This is a genomic window from Bradyrhizobium sp. WSM3983 (assembly GCF_000473045.1).
Taxonomy (GTDB): Bacteria; Pseudomonadota; Alphaproteobacteria; order Rhizobiales; family Xanthobacteraceae; genus Bradyrhizobium.
The window spans coordinates 288,320-301,676 of record NZ_AXAY01000005.1 but is presented as its reverse complement, the minus strand read 5'-3'; the positions used below and the strand labels follow the sequence as shown (position 1 = coordinate 301,676).

General features: G+C 62.8%; 12 protein-coding genes and 1 tRNA gene. 2 read left to right on the top strand and 11 right to left on the bottom strand.

Annotated features, from left to right (window positions below):
• Window positions 1–37: 37 nt before the first annotated feature.
• The 5 genes from YUA_RS0110870 to YUA_RS0110850 form a co-directional block, all read right to left on the bottom strand.
• Window positions 38–907 carry an MBL fold metallo-hydrolase gene (locus tag YUA_RS0110870; protein WP_027530713.1) on the bottom strand — a complete coding sequence of 290 codons (870 nt, stop codon included), beginning with the start codon at window positions 905–907 and terminating at the stop codon, window positions 38–40.
• An 18-nt stretch (window positions 908–925) separates the two neighbouring features.
• A complete protein-coding gene (locus YUA_RS0110865) occupies window positions 926–2,116 on the bottom strand; it encodes a serine hydrolase (RefSeq protein ID WP_027530712.1) in 1,191 nt (396 codons plus the stop codon).
• 23 nt (window positions 2,117–2,139) lie between these two features.
• The gene (locus YUA_RS0110860; protein WP_027530711.1) at window positions 2,140–2,751 is read right to left on the bottom strand and encodes a glutathione S-transferase family protein; all 612 of its coding nucleotides are present in this window, start codon (window positions 2,749–2,751) and stop codon (window positions 2,140–2,142) included.
• Between the two features lie 180 nt (window positions 2,752–2,931).
• Entirely contained in the window at window positions 2,932–3,774 is an 843-nt protein-coding gene (locus tag YUA_RS0110855) for a fumarylacetoacetate hydrolase family protein (protein WP_027530710.1), read from the bottom strand.
• 150 nt (window positions 3,775–3,924) lie between these two features.
• Entirely contained in the window at window positions 3,925–4,776 is an 852-nt protein-coding gene (locus tag YUA_RS0110850; RefSeq protein WP_027530709.1) for an MBL fold metallo-hydrolase, read from the bottom strand.
• A gap of 124 nt (window positions 4,777–4,900) precedes the next feature.
• On the opposite strand from YUA_RS0110850, the gene YUA_RS0110845 reads away from it, so the two are divergent.
• Complete coding sequence (locus tag YUA_RS0110845; RefSeq protein WP_027530708.1) at window positions 4,901–5,332, top strand: DUF3775 domain-containing protein; 432 nt, start codon at window positions 4,901–4,903, stop codon at window positions 5,330–5,332.
• Window positions 5,333–5,477: 145 nt separating this feature from the next.
• On the opposite strand, the gene YUA_RS0110840 is transcribed toward YUA_RS0110845, so the two are convergent.
• The 4 genes from YUA_RS0110840 to YUA_RS0110825 all read right to left on the bottom strand — a co-directional run bounded on the left by YUA_RS0110840 (window position 5,478) and on the right by YUA_RS0110825 (window position 10,436).
• Window positions 5,478–6,260, bottom strand: a complete 783-nt coding sequence (locus YUA_RS0110840; RefSeq protein ID WP_027530707.1) for an SDR family oxidoreductase — start codon at window positions 6,258–6,260, stop codon at window positions 5,478–5,480.
• Window positions 6,261–6,441: 181 nt separating this feature from the next.
• Entirely contained in the window at window positions 6,442–6,954 is a 513-nt protein-coding gene (locus tag YUA_RS0110835; RefSeq protein WP_027530706.1) for a CvpA family protein, read from the bottom strand.
• Between the two features lie 300 nt (window positions 6,955–7,254).
• The gene (locus YUA_RS0110830) at window positions 7,255–8,853 is read right to left on the bottom strand and encodes a GMC family oxidoreductase (protein ID WP_027530705.1); all 1,599 of its coding nucleotides are present in this window, start codon (window positions 8,851–8,853) and stop codon (window positions 7,255–7,257) included.
• Window positions 8,854–8,990: 137 nt separating this feature from the next.
• A complete protein-coding gene (locus YUA_RS0110825) occupies window positions 8,991–10,436 on the bottom strand; it encodes a coniferyl aldehyde dehydrogenase (RefSeq protein WP_027530704.1) in 1,446 nt (481 codons plus the stop codon).
• 311 nt (window positions 10,437–10,747) lie between these two features.
• Between YUA_RS0110825 and YUA_RS0110820 the strand changes: the two genes are divergently transcribed.
• Window positions 10,748–10,824, top strand: a tRNA-Met gene (locus YUA_RS0110820).
• A gap of 205 nt (window positions 10,825–11,029) precedes the next feature.
• Here YUA_RS0110820 and YUA_RS0110815 read toward each other — a convergent pair.
• Window positions 11,030–11,929, bottom strand: a complete 900-nt coding sequence (locus YUA_RS0110815) for a complex I NDUFA9 subunit family protein (RefSeq protein WP_027530759.1) — start codon at window positions 11,927–11,929, stop codon at window positions 11,030–11,032.
• Between the two features lie 25 nt (window positions 11,930–11,954).
• Window positions 11,955–12,851 carry a DUF2189 domain-containing protein gene (locus YUA_RS0110810; protein WP_027530703.1) on the bottom strand — a complete coding sequence of 299 codons (897 nt, stop codon included), beginning with the start codon at window positions 12,849–12,851 and terminating at the stop codon, window positions 11,955–11,957.
• Window positions 12,852–13,357 lie beyond the last annotated feature (506 nt).

The following is a 13,357-nucleotide window of genomic DNA, read 5'->3' as shown; positions in this document are numbered from 1 at the left end:
CGCTTCGCTTTGCCTACCCTACGGCATCTCAGCTCAATCACACCGCCGCACACACGAACGCGTTGCCCTTGCGCTTGATCTTCCCCACCGATGGCGAGGGGAAATGCGCGGTGCAGCACAGCGTGTCGGTGTCGCAATAGCGTTCCAGAAAGCTGCGGCGCGTCGTTGCCGCCTTGGCCGGATCGACGTCGAACTTGATCGACAGCTCCGGATAGAGCGTCTGCAGCGGCGAGTGCATGAGGTCGCCGGAGAACACCGCGTCGTCCTTGCCGCGTCCCATCGCGAAGGCGACGTGGCCGGGCGTGTGGCCCGGCGTCGGCACGATGCGGACGTGGTCGCCGATCTGATGATCGTTGCCGACGAGCTCATGGCGCTTGGCCTCGACCACCGGCAGCACGCTGTCGGTGAAGGGCGGAATCTCCGCCTTGGCATTCTCCGCAAACCAGTGATCGTATTCCTGCTTGGCGAAGACGTAGCGCGCTTTTGGGAAGGTCGGCACCCAGCGGCCGTTCTCCAGCCGCGTGTTCCAGCCGACGTGATCGACATGCAGATGCGTGCACATCACGAAGTCGATGTCGTCGGGCGCGAACCCGGCGCCGTTGAGCGCACGCAGATAGGTGTCGTCGGTCTTCATGTTCCATTTCGGCCGCTGCGGCCGCGGCTTGTCGTTGCCGATGCAGCTGTCGATCAAGATGGTGTGGTGCGGTGTCTTCACCACATAGGACTGGAAGCACAGGATCAAGACGTCCTGATCATCCAGCGCCTTCGCCTGCTTCATCCAGGCGCGATTCTCTGCCAGCAATTCGGGCGTCAGGCCGGGGATCATCTCCAGCGCAGGCACGAAGCTGGTCTCCTGTTCGATGATGCGGTGGATAGTGAGATCGCCGACCGAGAATTTCAGGCTCATGCTCGCTTCCCTGTGGAATCAGTGCGCGTCGCGCACCGACGGAATGACGATGTTGGAGAGGATGTCGATCGCGGCCAGGCCTTCCTTCGGCTGGCCGTATTGCGCGGCGGTCGCCATCATGACCAGATCAAGCTCGGGCACGATGAAGATGCGCTGGCCGCCCCAGCCGAACGCACCGACCCATTTGATTTCCTTGCCGCCGGCCAGCGAGCGGCCCATCCACCATTGATAGCCGTAGAACAATGTGCCGCCGAAATAGCCGACCGCCTGGAAGCGCGGCGCGATCGATTGTGCGATCCAGTCGGCCGAGACAACTTGTTGGCCGTGCCACTGGCCGCGATTGAGCACGAGCTGGCCGATCTTCGCTGCATCGCGCGGCCGCAGGCGCAGGCCCGCGGCCGCCGCGATCTTGCCGTTCTTGTAGGCCTTCCACTCGAAATCGGCGATTCCAAGCGGCTGGAACAGCGCCTCGCGCGCGAATGCTTCAAGCGATTTTTTCGAGACTTGCTCGATGATATTGCCGAGCAACTCTGTGCCGCCGCCATTATAGGTCCATAGTTTATCGGGTGGTGCTGCCACCGGTCGCGACAATACATACTTCAGCGGATCCAGCTCGGTGACGAGATGCGGCCCGTCGTTTTTCGGATCGGTCCAGGCTAGCGCTTCGTCCCATTTGATGCCGGAGGACATCGTCAGCAGATGGCGCAGCGTGATGGCGTCCCATCCCGGCTGCCTGACCGCTATGGTGTCAGGGAAGAATTTCAGAACGGGCTCATCGACGCCCGCGATGAGCTTGCGGTCGATCGCGATTCCCACCAGCAGCGATGTCACGCTCTTGGTTGCCGACCGCATGTCATGCTTGGTCGTTGCGGTGAATTCGTACTGGCCGTCCGTCTGGCCCCAAGGCTGGTCATAGCCGGGAAAATATTGCTCGAAGACGAGCTTGCCATGCCTGATGACGACGACCGAATGGACCGCTGTTGCTTGCTGCTCAAGCCGCGCGGCGGTGGTGCACAGCTGCGCGCCGTCCATGCCGACGCTGTCGGGCGACGAGATTTCCCAGCCATCGTCGATCGGTGACGGCGCTCCGCAGGCCTGGCCTTGTTGTCCAGGCGGCGTGCTCTCGGCCCGTAAATTGCTGACTGAGATGGAAAGCGCGAGCACAAGGCCCGCGCCGAGAATTGTGAACCGGGAGAATTGATCGCGCATCGTCATTCTCCTGGCCTATCCTGCTACGCCGCTGGCGGCGCCGAGATCTTCACCGAGGGCCGCTCCAGCATCTTCTGATGGAAGGCGTCGAGTTTTGGATAGGCCTTGCGCCAGCCGCAATCGGCGAAGCGGAAGTCGGCGTAGCCGAGCACGCAAACAAGGCCGATCTGCGAGATGTCGAACGGGCCGTTCAGCACGTCAGCCATATTCTCGAAGCGCGCCATGCCGGTCCAGGCCCGGTTCCAGTGGTCGTCCGACCACGCCTGCCATTGCAGGCCCTGCGGCCGCACCATCTTTTCGTAGCGGCACAGCAGCATGGAATCGAGCATGCCGTTGATCAGAGAATGATTGGTCTTGGCCTTCCAGCGCCGCGGACCGTAATCCGGGATCAGGCTGCCGCCGGCCATCTCGTTGAGATATTCGACGATGACATAGGAATCCAGGATGACGTCGCCGTCATTGGTGATCAGCACCGGCAGCTTCTTCAGCGGCGTGATGCGCGAATAGTCCTCGTTGGCCGTGCCGGGCGCGACGGTTGCGGGCGTGAATTCGATCTTGTCGATCAACCCAAGCTCGATCGCAGCGATGCGCACCTTTCGGGCGAAGGGCGAGGCCGCGGAGAAGGAGAGTTTCATGGGGATGACCTCTATCCAGACATACAGACCTCATCCTGAGGAGCGCGCCCTTTGGCGCGCGTCTCGAAGGATGGACAACGAGAGATCTTCTCTCGTCACCCGGCGCGAACGTCGGGTGACTATGTTCTTGGCGCATCCTTCGAGACGCGCGTTGCGCGCTCCTCAGGATGAGGGGAGACCTCAAGCCGCAACGATCTCCTGGCGCTGCTCGCCGAGGCCTTCGATGCCGAGCGTCACGACGTCGCCGACATTGAGGAAGGTCGGCGGCTTCATGCCGAGACCGACGCCGGGCGGGGTGCCGGTGGTGATGATGTCGCCCGGCAGCAGGGTCATGAACTGCGAGACATAGGAGATGCACTTGGCCATCGAGAAGATCATGGTCTTGGTCGAGCCGGTCTGGCGGCGCTGACCGTTGACGTCGAGCCACATCGACAGGTTCTGCACGTCCTTGATCTCGTCCTTGGTGGCGAGCCAGGGTCCGACCGGACCGAACGTGTCGTGCGACTTGCCCTTGGTCCACTGACCCAGGCGCTCGGTCTGGAAGTTGCGCTCGGAGACGTCGTTGCAGACGCAATAGCCGGCGACGTAGTTCAGCGCATCGGCCTCCGAGATGTATTTTGCCTGGGTGCCGATGATCGCGGCGATCTCGACTTCCCAGTCGAGCTTGGTCGAGCCGCGCGGCTTCTCGACCTTGTCGTTCGGGCCGGACAGCGAGGTGTTGGCCTTCATGAAGATGATCGGCTCGGTCGGAATGGCGGCGCCGGTCTCCTTGGCGTGGTCGCTGTAGTTGAGGCCGATGGCGACGAATTTCGAGATGCCGGTGACGGGCGCACCGAAGCGCGGCTTGCCGGAGACGGCGGGCAGCGAGGCCGGGTCGATAGCGGCGAACTTCTTCAGCGAGTCCGGCGAATAGGCCTCGCCGGTCAGGTCCTTCACATGCGCCGACAGGTCGCGCAGCTGGCCGGATTTGTCGATCAGGCCGGGTTTTTCCGTACCCTTTTCGCCGTAACGAACAAGCTTCATTCTCGTTTCTCCCTTGGGATGGACTGATCGGTTAAATAGCTTCATGGAACAGGGCGGCGGGAAATTCAACCGCTCAAAGAGGGACGCATTGCAGCCCTCTCAATTCGGGTGATCGTAGGACCTCCTACCCTTGACGAAGGGTAGGAGGTCCTACGATTGCAACACTACAAACCTGAACGCATCGCCCTCCCGCCGGATATGCCCGGCCGAGAAATGCCCGCCGATCACCAGCGTCGGCGTATCGGCAAACTGGCCGAACAGTGCGGCCCTCGTCGCGGCCGATTGGGCCTGGTCGGAATCCGCGGTGGAGGACCAGCCGAGATGCGCCATCTGGCACGGGTGATGGGCGACGTCGCCGGTCAGCAGCCCCTGTTCGCCGTCCGACTGGATCAAAATGCTCATATGGCCGGGACTGTGGCCGGGCGTCGCGATCATGCTGATCTCGTCGCTGAGCCGGTGGTCACTCGGGATCAGATCGGCGCGGTCGGCATCGACGATCGGCTTCACGGAATCGTTAAAGACGGCCTGCTTGTCCGGTTCGGTCGAGTGGTCGCGCCAATGCTCGTATTCGGTGCGGCCGAACACGTAACGCGCCTTGGGGAAGGCCGGCACCCATTTGCCGTCGACAAGCTTCGTATTCCAGCCGACATGGTCGACGTGAAGATGCGTGCACAGCACGGTGTCGATGCTGTCGGGCTCGAAGCCCTCCGCCGCCATCATCTCCAGGAACGGCGTGTTGCGGTTATTCCAGATCGGGACGTTGCGTCCCTGCTTGTCGTTGCCGAGCCCGGTATCGACCACGATCCGTTGCGATGGCGTCTCCACCACAAGCGAATGGATCGACATTTTCAGCCGGCCTTCTTCGGTAGCGAAATGCGGGATCAGCCATGGCAGCTTCCGGATCTCGTCGTTGCTGGCCAGAGGCAGGATGAAGCGGGTCGAGCCGACCGTTTCCAATTCCACCACCTCAGTGATTTTGACTCGGCCGACCTTCCACTGCATCGGGCGTGCCCCTCATTTTCTTGCTTTCGCGAAAGATGCGGTCTTCCACCGTCGAAGGCAATGGATCATCTGTCGTGATGTTGCGTTATCGCAGGAACCCATCGAGATCCAAAAGGGGGAGCCCATGCCTGAGCTTGCCATTTCCGCCGAGAAGGTCGCCTTCATCATCGAGAAGGCCCGCGAATTCGACGTCAAGGACGTGGCCTCCGATTCCGATTCGGGGTCCAATCCCTCCGACGATGACGAGATTGACGTGCTGGAAGACACCAATTCCGATCCGGTCGCAGCCGAGCTCGCCGGCTTCATCCGAGCCATGAACGAGGACGAGCAGATCGACCTGGTCACGTTGATGTGGATCGGCCGCGGAGACGGTGAGGCGGATGAGTGGGATGATCTGCGTGCCCGCGCTGCTGAGGCCCGCGCCGAATACAAGGCGCCGCGGCGCGAAGCGGTGCAATATCTGCTGGGTGAGCCGATGCTGGGCGATTTCCTGGCCGACGGCATGGACGAGCTTGGCATCGACTGGAGCGACGACCGGACGACGCCGGTCTCGTAGTCGTTATCGGGCGCAGTCGACGATCACGGTGCCGAGCTTGTCGCCCTCCCTGCGTTAACTTCGGCCGGGCGCGCGACCGGCGTCGCCATCTCACCATAGGTGAGAACGTCGACGGCCGGCCCCGTTTGCTCGTACCAGACTGTTCTCACAGCGTTCCCGGGAAGGCACCACCGTCGAGCAAAATGTTCTGACCGGTGATGAAGCCGGCCTTGGCGCCGCACAGGAAGGCGCAGGCATAGCCAAACTCGTCGGGCTGGCCGAAGCGGCCGGCGGGGTTGAGTTTGGCGCGCTCGGCCAGGATCTGCTCGGGCGTCGTGCCGCGCTTGTCGGCCTCGGCCTTCGCCGTGCCGGTCAGGCGGTCGGTCTCGAACGGACCCGGCAACAGGCCGTTGATGGTGACGTTGTTGATCACGGTCTTGCGCGACAGGCCGGCGATGAAGCCGGTGAGGCCGGCGCGCGCGCCGTTGGAGAGGCCGAGGATGTCGATCGGCGCCTTCACCGCGGCCGAGGTGATGTTGACGATGCGGCCGAACTTGCGCGCCATCATGCCGTCGACGGTCGACTTGATCAGCTCGATCGGCGTGAGCATGTTGGCGTCGATCGCCTTGATCCAGTCGTCGCGGGTCCAGTTGCGGAAATCGCCGGGCGGCGGGCCGCCGGCATTGTTGATGAGAATGTCCGGCTCGGGGCAGGCCTTGAGCACGGCCTCGCGGCCGGCGGGGGTCGTGATGTCGCCGACGATCTCGGTGACCTTCACGCCGGGATAGGCCTTGCGGATGTCGTCGGCCGTCGTCTTCAGCGCCTCGGCGCCGCGCGCGGTCAGCGTGACGTCAACGCCGGCTTCGGCCAGCGAGATGGCGCATGCGCGCCCCAAGCCCTTGCTGGATGCGCAGACGATGGCGCGGCGACCTTTGATCCCAAGATCCACTGTTTCACTCCCGTAATGTCAGGCAGGTTTTTGGACGGGCGGCACTCTAGCCAACATCAGTGCCGCTGATAAGGGACATGCCCGCGTCAAAATGCATGCGCGCCCGGGCGGCGATGCAAATGTGCGGGCATGATCCGGAAGAGCGCGCAGCGGTTTTCCGAAAAGATCATGCCCAAACACTTCAGATGCGCCGCTCCTGCTTGAGGCGGTCGATCGCGGCGGCGGCCTCCGGCGGCAGCGACTTGAAGCCCATCTGCCCGACCGCCGAGAACAACGGCCGCAGATGCGCCCCCGCGAGGAAGGGCGGCTGGCGGTTGGTCGGTACGATCTGGTCGAACACCAGCACCAGCGTGGTGGCGACGAGGCCGACCCGGATGGCGCCGAGCGCGGCGCCGCCGAGGCGGTCGCCGATGCCGGCATCGCGGATCGTGTCGTCCAGCACGAAGCGGCCGATATATCCGAGCAACATGCCGACCACCAGGAAGATGCCGAAGAACCAGATCCAGTTCTGGAACTGCGGCGCATTCGGATTGCCGGCGATCTGCGGCGCGATCATCGGCATCAGCGAAACGGCGATGGGGGCCGCGAGGAGATAGGCGAGAATGGTCATGGCGCTGCGGAGCAGGCCGGTCTTGAATCCGAAGCCGATCGCGATGGCGAGCGCCGCATAGACTGCGAGATCGAAGCTATTCATGAGCGCAACCCTGCCGATGGAACGAGTGAACGCTGAACCGATCGTTCCGGTTTCAGATCGCTAAAATCGTCTGTTTTATTTCGCTCCAGGAGCTCAGGCATCGCGCGTAGATCAGGTCTATTCGGCCTCGGTAAAGAAACCATCTTTAGTCGTCGTCCCGGCGAAGGCCGGGACCCATACCGCGTGATCTAGCGATGAAGCGCAGGTTGCAGTACCACGCAACGACCAATCTTCGCCAAACTGCTCCCTGTGGTTATGGGTCCCGGCCTTCGCCGGGACGACCCGTGGAGACAGCGTTGCTTAACTCGCCCGCACCTCCGCCCGGATCATATCCACCGCCTTCTCCCCGATCATGATGGTCGGTGCATTGGTGTTGCCGCCGATCAGCGTCGGCATGATCGAGGCATCGACGACGCGCAAGCCTTCCACGCCGTGCACCTTGAGCTTCGGATCGACCACGGCCATCGCGTCCGTGCCCATCTTGCAGGTGCCGACAGGGTGATAGACCGTGTCAACGCGATTGCGCAGGATGGCGCGGATGTCGTCGTCGGTTCTCACGCCGGACGTGAACATGTCCTTCTTCTGCAATGCGCGCATCGCTGGCGTCTCCATCAGCCGTCGCGTGGTCTTGAAGCCTACGACCATCGTCTCGAGATCCTCCGCCTCGCCCAAGAAGTTCGGATCGATCATCGGCGCTGCGAGCGGATCGGCGCTTTTCAGCCACACGCTGCCGCGGCTTTTCGGCCTGAGCAGGCAGACGTGACATGAGAAGCCTGCCTCCTTGTGCTTCTTGCGGCCGTGGTCATCGAGCATCGCGATGATGAAGTGCAGCTGGATGTCGGGCACCTCGATGTCGGGTCGGGTCTTCAGGAAGCCGCCACACTCGGCGAAATTGGTGGTCATCAGGCCGCGTCGCTCCCGGCGGTAGCGCTGGATGGCGCGGAGCAGGGATGGCAGCCGGCCGAGTGATGAGTGAACGAAGTGCGGATAGTCGGAGGCGTAGACGAACACGAAATCCGGATGGTCCTGCAGATTGCGCCCGACGCCCGGCAGATGATGCACGCCCTTGATGCCGTGCGTACGAAGCGCCTCGCCATCGCCGATGCCCGACAGCATCAGCAATTGCGGTGACTGGAAGGCGCCGGAGGCGAGGATCACCTCGCGGCGCGCGCGCAATTGCTTCGTCTGCTTGCCCTGCACATATTCGATGCCGACCGCGCGCCCGCCTTCGAACAGGATTTTCGTGGCATGCGCCGCCGTCTCGACGCGCAGATTCGCGCGCTTGTCCATGTGGGGCTGCAGATAGGCGCGCGCCGCGCTCCAGCGCTCGCCCTTGTGCTGCGTCACCTGGTAGCTGCCGAGCCCTTCGTGGTCCTCGCCATTGAAGTCCTCGCGGATGCGGAACTGCGCCTCGCGCGCGGCCTGATGGAAAATGTCATGGATCGGATTGTCCGAGCGCAGCCTGTTGACATGCAGCGGGCCGCCCTTGCCGTGATACTCGCCGTCGAAATCGCTGTTGTTCTCCGAGCGCTTGAAGAAGGGCAGCACGTCCGCATACGACCAGCCGGCATTGCCGAGCGAGGCCCAATGGTCGTAGTCGCATTTGTGGCCGCGGATGTAGACCATGGCGTTGATCGCGGAGGAACCGCCGAGGCCCTTGCCGCGCGGTTGATAGCCGATACGGCCGTTCAATCCCTTCTGCGGCACGGTATCGAAGGCCCAGTTGGCCGCTTTGTATGGCAGGGCCAGCCCGAATGGCGTGGTGATCCGCCAACTGTCGTTCCGTCCGCCGGCATCGAGCAGCGCCACGGATGTCCCCGCATCCTCCGACAGCCGCCCCGCCACCGTGCAACCGCCCGAGCCTGCGCCGACGACGACGAAATCGAATGTGTCAGTCACTGATATGTCCCCCGCTTTTTGTCATTCCGGGGCGCGCGTAGCGCGAGCCCGGAATCCGTTGATCCGCACATCGTGAGGCGAAATGGATTCCGGGCTCGATGCTGCGCATCGCCCCGGAATGACGGTGTTGGTATCTCCTACGACATGAACCGCATCATCTTCTCCAGCCGCGCAATCTTGCCGCCATAGGGCGGATAGAGATCGGCGAGGCGGTTGAACTTGGAGCGATAAAACACCGGCTTCAACTTGCTGAACGTCCTAAAACCCCATTCGCCGTGATAGGCGCCGGTGCCGGAGGCGCCGACGCCGCCCATCGGCTGGTTCGATTGCGCGAAGTGAAACAGGCAGTCGTTGATAGTGACTCCGCCGGAGACGGTGCGCGCGAGCACCTCGTCGCGAGCGTCGCGGTCCTTGCCGAACCAGTACAGCGCGAGCGGCCGGTCGCGGCGGTTGATGAAGGCGATCGCCTCAGCCGGCTCGTGATAACCGAGCACCGGCAGCACCGGGCCAAAGATCTCCTCCCGCATCGCCGCCATCTCATCGGTGGCACCGACGATCAGCGTCGGCGGGAATTTGCGGTGCGCCTTCCAGTTGGGATCATCCGCCTTCGCCGGTTGCAGGATCTTTGCGCCACGCTGCACGGCGTCTGCAACGAGCCCCTCAAGCCGTGCATAGTGAGTGTCGGAAATGATCGAAGTGTAGTCCTTGTTGGCGGGATCAGTGCCGAACATGCGCCGCATCTGCGCGCGCACCTTTTCGGCGAAGGCCTGCAACGCGCGCTCGGGCACCAGCACGTAGTCCGGCGCGATGCAGGTCTGCCCGGCATTGAGCAGCTTGCCATAGGCGATGCGTTCGGCCGCTTCGTCGAGATCGGCTGAGGCATCGACGATCGCCGGCGACTTGCCGCCGAGCTCGAGCGTGACAGGCGTGAGATTGCGCCCCGTCGCCTCCGCGACCAGCCGTCCGACCCGGGTCGAGCCGGTGAACACGAGGTGATCGAACGGCAGGTGTGCGAAGGCTTTTGCGATCTCGTCCTCGACGCCGGTGACGAGCAACTCCGTGGCGTCGAATTTTTGCGCGACCGTCTCCTTCAACAGCGCGGAAAAGTGCGGCACGAGCTCGCTCGGCTTGATGATGACGCGGTTGCCGGCGGCGATGGCGCCGACCGCGGGCGCAAGCGTGAGCTGAAGCGGATAATTCCAGGGCGCGATGATGCCGACGATTCCGAGCGGCTGCGGGATCAAGCGGTTGCGCGCGGGCAGGAACTGCAGCGCAGTCGCCACACGCTGCGGTGCCATCCAGCTCTTCAGGTGCTTTGACGCATGCCGGATCTCGGAGAACACCAGCATCGCCTCGGCAATGGTGGTTTCGACCGCCGCGCGGTGGCCGAAATCCGCCGAGATCGCCTGCCGGAAACGCTCCTCATTATCGGCGACCACGGCGCGCAGTCGCGCCAGCCGGTCGAGCCGTTCTGCAAGATCAGGCGCCGGCTCGGCCCGCGAGCGCGCCAGCATGGCTTGAAAGCTGTCCGCGAGCGCCGCCAGCGGGGCGCTCGCAAAGGAACGGTCCAGAGCGTTGGTCATGGCGGTCCTCCCCAAATCGGCGTTTCGCCTCTGTTTTGTTGCCGCAAGCTGGCGGTTTGTGGAACTTCTGGCAAGTGCAGGGCAAATCGGCCGGATTTCGCGCCCGTAGCCTGTCATAAAGTCGAAAAAAACGTCCGCTCAGCCCTTTCCAAAGGCAGTCCGGGTTGGTACATACCCCTCGCACCCGACGGGCTTTGCCCCGGGATTGCCTTCCAGGGAAGCCTTCGGGACGGGAGAAGCAAGCCACGCGAACAGCGTCGGCCCTGATCCACCGTCCCCGGCATTTAAGCGAAGGCAAAGCAACGGTTTAACGCGGGGTGGAGCAGCCCGGTAGCTCGTCAGGCTCATAACCTGAAGGTCATAGGTTCAAATCCTATCCCCGCAACCAAATTGGTAGGAAGCCCCGGCGATCAATGGATCGCCGGGGTTTTCTTTTGGTGATTGATTCGACCCGACTGGCATCAATGACCCGGCTGGCAGGTTCAGGTTCAGATGACATCGCAATGCTCGCTTGCGCGCCGTCGGAAGCATCTTCGACGCGGCATCGCTCGGTGAGGCGTCGGCCGTTAAAGAGGGGCAACGGCGAGCCTCTTTTATCCTCGATTCGATAGCATCCGATGGAGGAGTTCCTCGATCGAGAGTGGCGAAATGCCAAGCTCGGCAAATCCAGGCATCCGCGGTGATGACACGGTGTCGATCCGCATAAGCTCCACCTGACTGCGCGTAAGGGGTAGGCCAGGAATGATTTCGGAGGCCCATGCCAGCGCGTCCCAAACGGCAAAGGGGATTGGAATCAGAAGAGGCGCGAGGCCAGCCTGATGCGCAATCGCTCTCAGCAGTTGCTCGTAAGAGTAGACGGTCGGGCCGCCGAGCTCAAAGGCCGTCGGCTGGCTCTCGGCTCGCTCCATGATCCGGGCAACCGCTTCCGCAACGTCTTCCACGTAGGCCGGTTGCAATCTGGTCCAGCCGCGGCCGAACATCGGATAGATTGGAAGCTGACGAAGTAGCTTGAGGATGGTGCTGAGAAACGCGTCGTCCGGTCCGAACATCACAGCCGGACGGGCGAAACATGCCTCGGCGAATTCAGCGCGGACCGCCCGTTCGCCTTCGCCGCGCATTCGGATGTAGCTGGATGGCGAGGCGGCATCGGCGCCGATCCCCGAAACCTGAACAAACCGTTCAACGCCCGCCCGGCGAGCCTGGGCTGCTAACCGCTGAGCCGATTCGACGTGAACCGAGTAGAAGGTCTCCGGTCCGCGCTCGCGATAAAGGCTGACCGCATTTATGACTCCGTAGGTGCCGACCAGCGCATTCGCGACTGATCGTTCGTCGTGAATGTTGGCCTCTACGGATTGAAGTTGTGGATTGTCCGGACCAGACCGGATGGGTCCCCCGTCCGGATGCCTTGACGCGATCCGGACGGAGAATTCGTGATGGAGCAGATGGCGCACGATCCGGCTGCCGAGAAAGCCGGTTCCGCCGAATACGGTGATGGTACGACCGTTCGTGGCTACTCCTTTAGCGCTCGCGACTCCACGGGAAGAGAGACGCCGGGAAATCTGCCGCGTAGCGGTGACCGATCGGCGGGCGAGGCTCTTCTTGCGGAGGATTCTGGTCAGGCTCCACCACCTTGCGGTAAAGATGCCAGCTGGCATGACCGAGCACCGGCAGAACGACGCAGAGGCCGACGAAGAAAGGCAGTGAGCCCACCGCCAGCAAGACCGCGACAATCAATCCCCACGCGGCCATCTCAATTGGATTCATCATGACGGCTCGTATCGAGGTGCGGATCGCATCGATCGCCGTCGCATGCTGGTCGAGCATCAGTGGAAACGAGACAATGCTGATGCACAGGCTCAGCACCGCGAACAGGAAGCCGACGCCGCATCCGACGATGATGAGGGTCCAGCCTTCGGGCGTGGTCAGCACGCGCTGTGTGAAATCAGGGATGCTCGCAGCGGGAGCGTGGCCGAAGGTTGCGACGTAGATCCCGTCTGCAGCGGCGATCCAGACCCCGAACAGAACGAGCAGGAGAATGCCAAGTTCGAGTATGGCGCCGAACGACGGCGCGCGCAGCACGTGCATTGCATCCCAGGCGCCTGGCTCCTCTCCGCGCTCGCGGCGGCGGCTCAGTTCGTAGAGGCCGAGCCCGGCGAACGGACCGATCAGGGCAAAGCCGGCGGCGAGCGGAAACAGCAGCGGCAGCACCGAATGGCCAAGGACAAGTCTGAACAGGACGAGTCCGAGGACGGGATATATCACGCACAGGACGATTGCGTGGGTCGGGATGGCCTTGAAGTCTTCCCAGCCCAGGCGCAACGCATTGCCCAAGTCGGAAAGACTGATCTTGCGAACGACAAAGACGGTCGAGACGCCAAACAATTGTAGTTTGGGTGGCGCGAAGACTGTAGTCATGGTTCCGGTCTCCTTGCTCGTGGCCGTAGAGCGGAGCGCCCTCAAGACGCACGCATCCGCCTCATGCGCGAAAATCGCGACTGAGTCCGGCAAATCAGGTTCAACGAGAAGGAGCTTGTCGGACGACATCTGTCGCAACCGGTACAGTCAAATTAGTCCGATCCGCGGGAGAAGCAAGAGAACGATGCGATCCGCGAAATCGCACCTCCGCATCGGCCATTTTGCGACGCACCATCGCATGGTCGTGCTGAATGGCGTTCGCCGAGGCGCAAACGCATTCGCCCCAACACACGCCTGACAAGGGGGGGCAATCTACTCCTCTATTGACGCCGGGCCCGGCGGGGACCATGTTAAAATCACTGAACGCCCCCAGCTCCGATGAGATTGCGGTCGTGACGCTGACTCTATGTCATGTCCCAGCGACGCGACCGGCAGAATGGGCGAGGCAAGAGGCGCGTTGATGGTGAACGTGACACCATCCCTTTGACGTGAGCTCCGCCCTTTCG

What these genes read in the sequence shown, in the direction of transcription:
- YUA_RS0110825 (WP_027530704.1), bottom strand. Translation starts at nt 10,436, where the DNA reads ATGACCAACGCTCTGGACCGTTCCTTTGCGAGCGCCCCGCTGGCGGCG.
- YUA_RS0110860 (WP_027530711.1), bottom strand. Translation starts at nt 2,751, where the DNA reads ATGAAACTCTCCTTCTCCGCGGCCTCGCCCTTCGCCCGAAAGGTGCGC.
- YUA_RS0110835 (WP_027530706.1), bottom strand. Translation starts at nt 6,954, where the DNA reads ATGAATAGCTTCGATCTCGCAGTCTATGCGGCGCTCGCCATCGCGATC.
- YUA_RS0110865 (WP_027530712.1), bottom strand. Translation starts at nt 2,116, where the DNA reads ATGCGCGATCAATTCTCCCGGTTCACAATTCTCGGCGCGGGCCTTGTG.
- YUA_RS0110845 (WP_027530708.1), top strand. Translation starts at nt 4,901, where the DNA reads ATGCCTGAGCTTGCCATTTCCGCCGAGAAGGTCGCCTTCATCATCGAG.
- YUA_RS0110810 (WP_027530703.1), bottom strand. Translation starts at nt 12,851, where the DNA reads ATGACTACAGTCTTCGCGCCACCCAAACTACAATTGTTTGGCGTCTCG.
- YUA_RS0110850 (WP_027530709.1), bottom strand. Translation starts at nt 4,776, where the DNA reads ATGCAGTGGAAGGTCGGCCGAGTCAAAATCACTGAGGTGGTGGAATTG.
- YUA_RS0110855 (WP_027530710.1), bottom strand. Translation starts at nt 3,774, where the DNA reads ATGAAGCTTGTTCGTTACGGCGAAAAGGGTACGGAAAAACCCGGCCTG.
- YUA_RS0110870 (WP_027530713.1), bottom strand. Translation starts at nt 907, where the DNA reads ATGAGCCTGAAATTCTCGGTCGGCGATCTCACTATCCACCGCATCATC.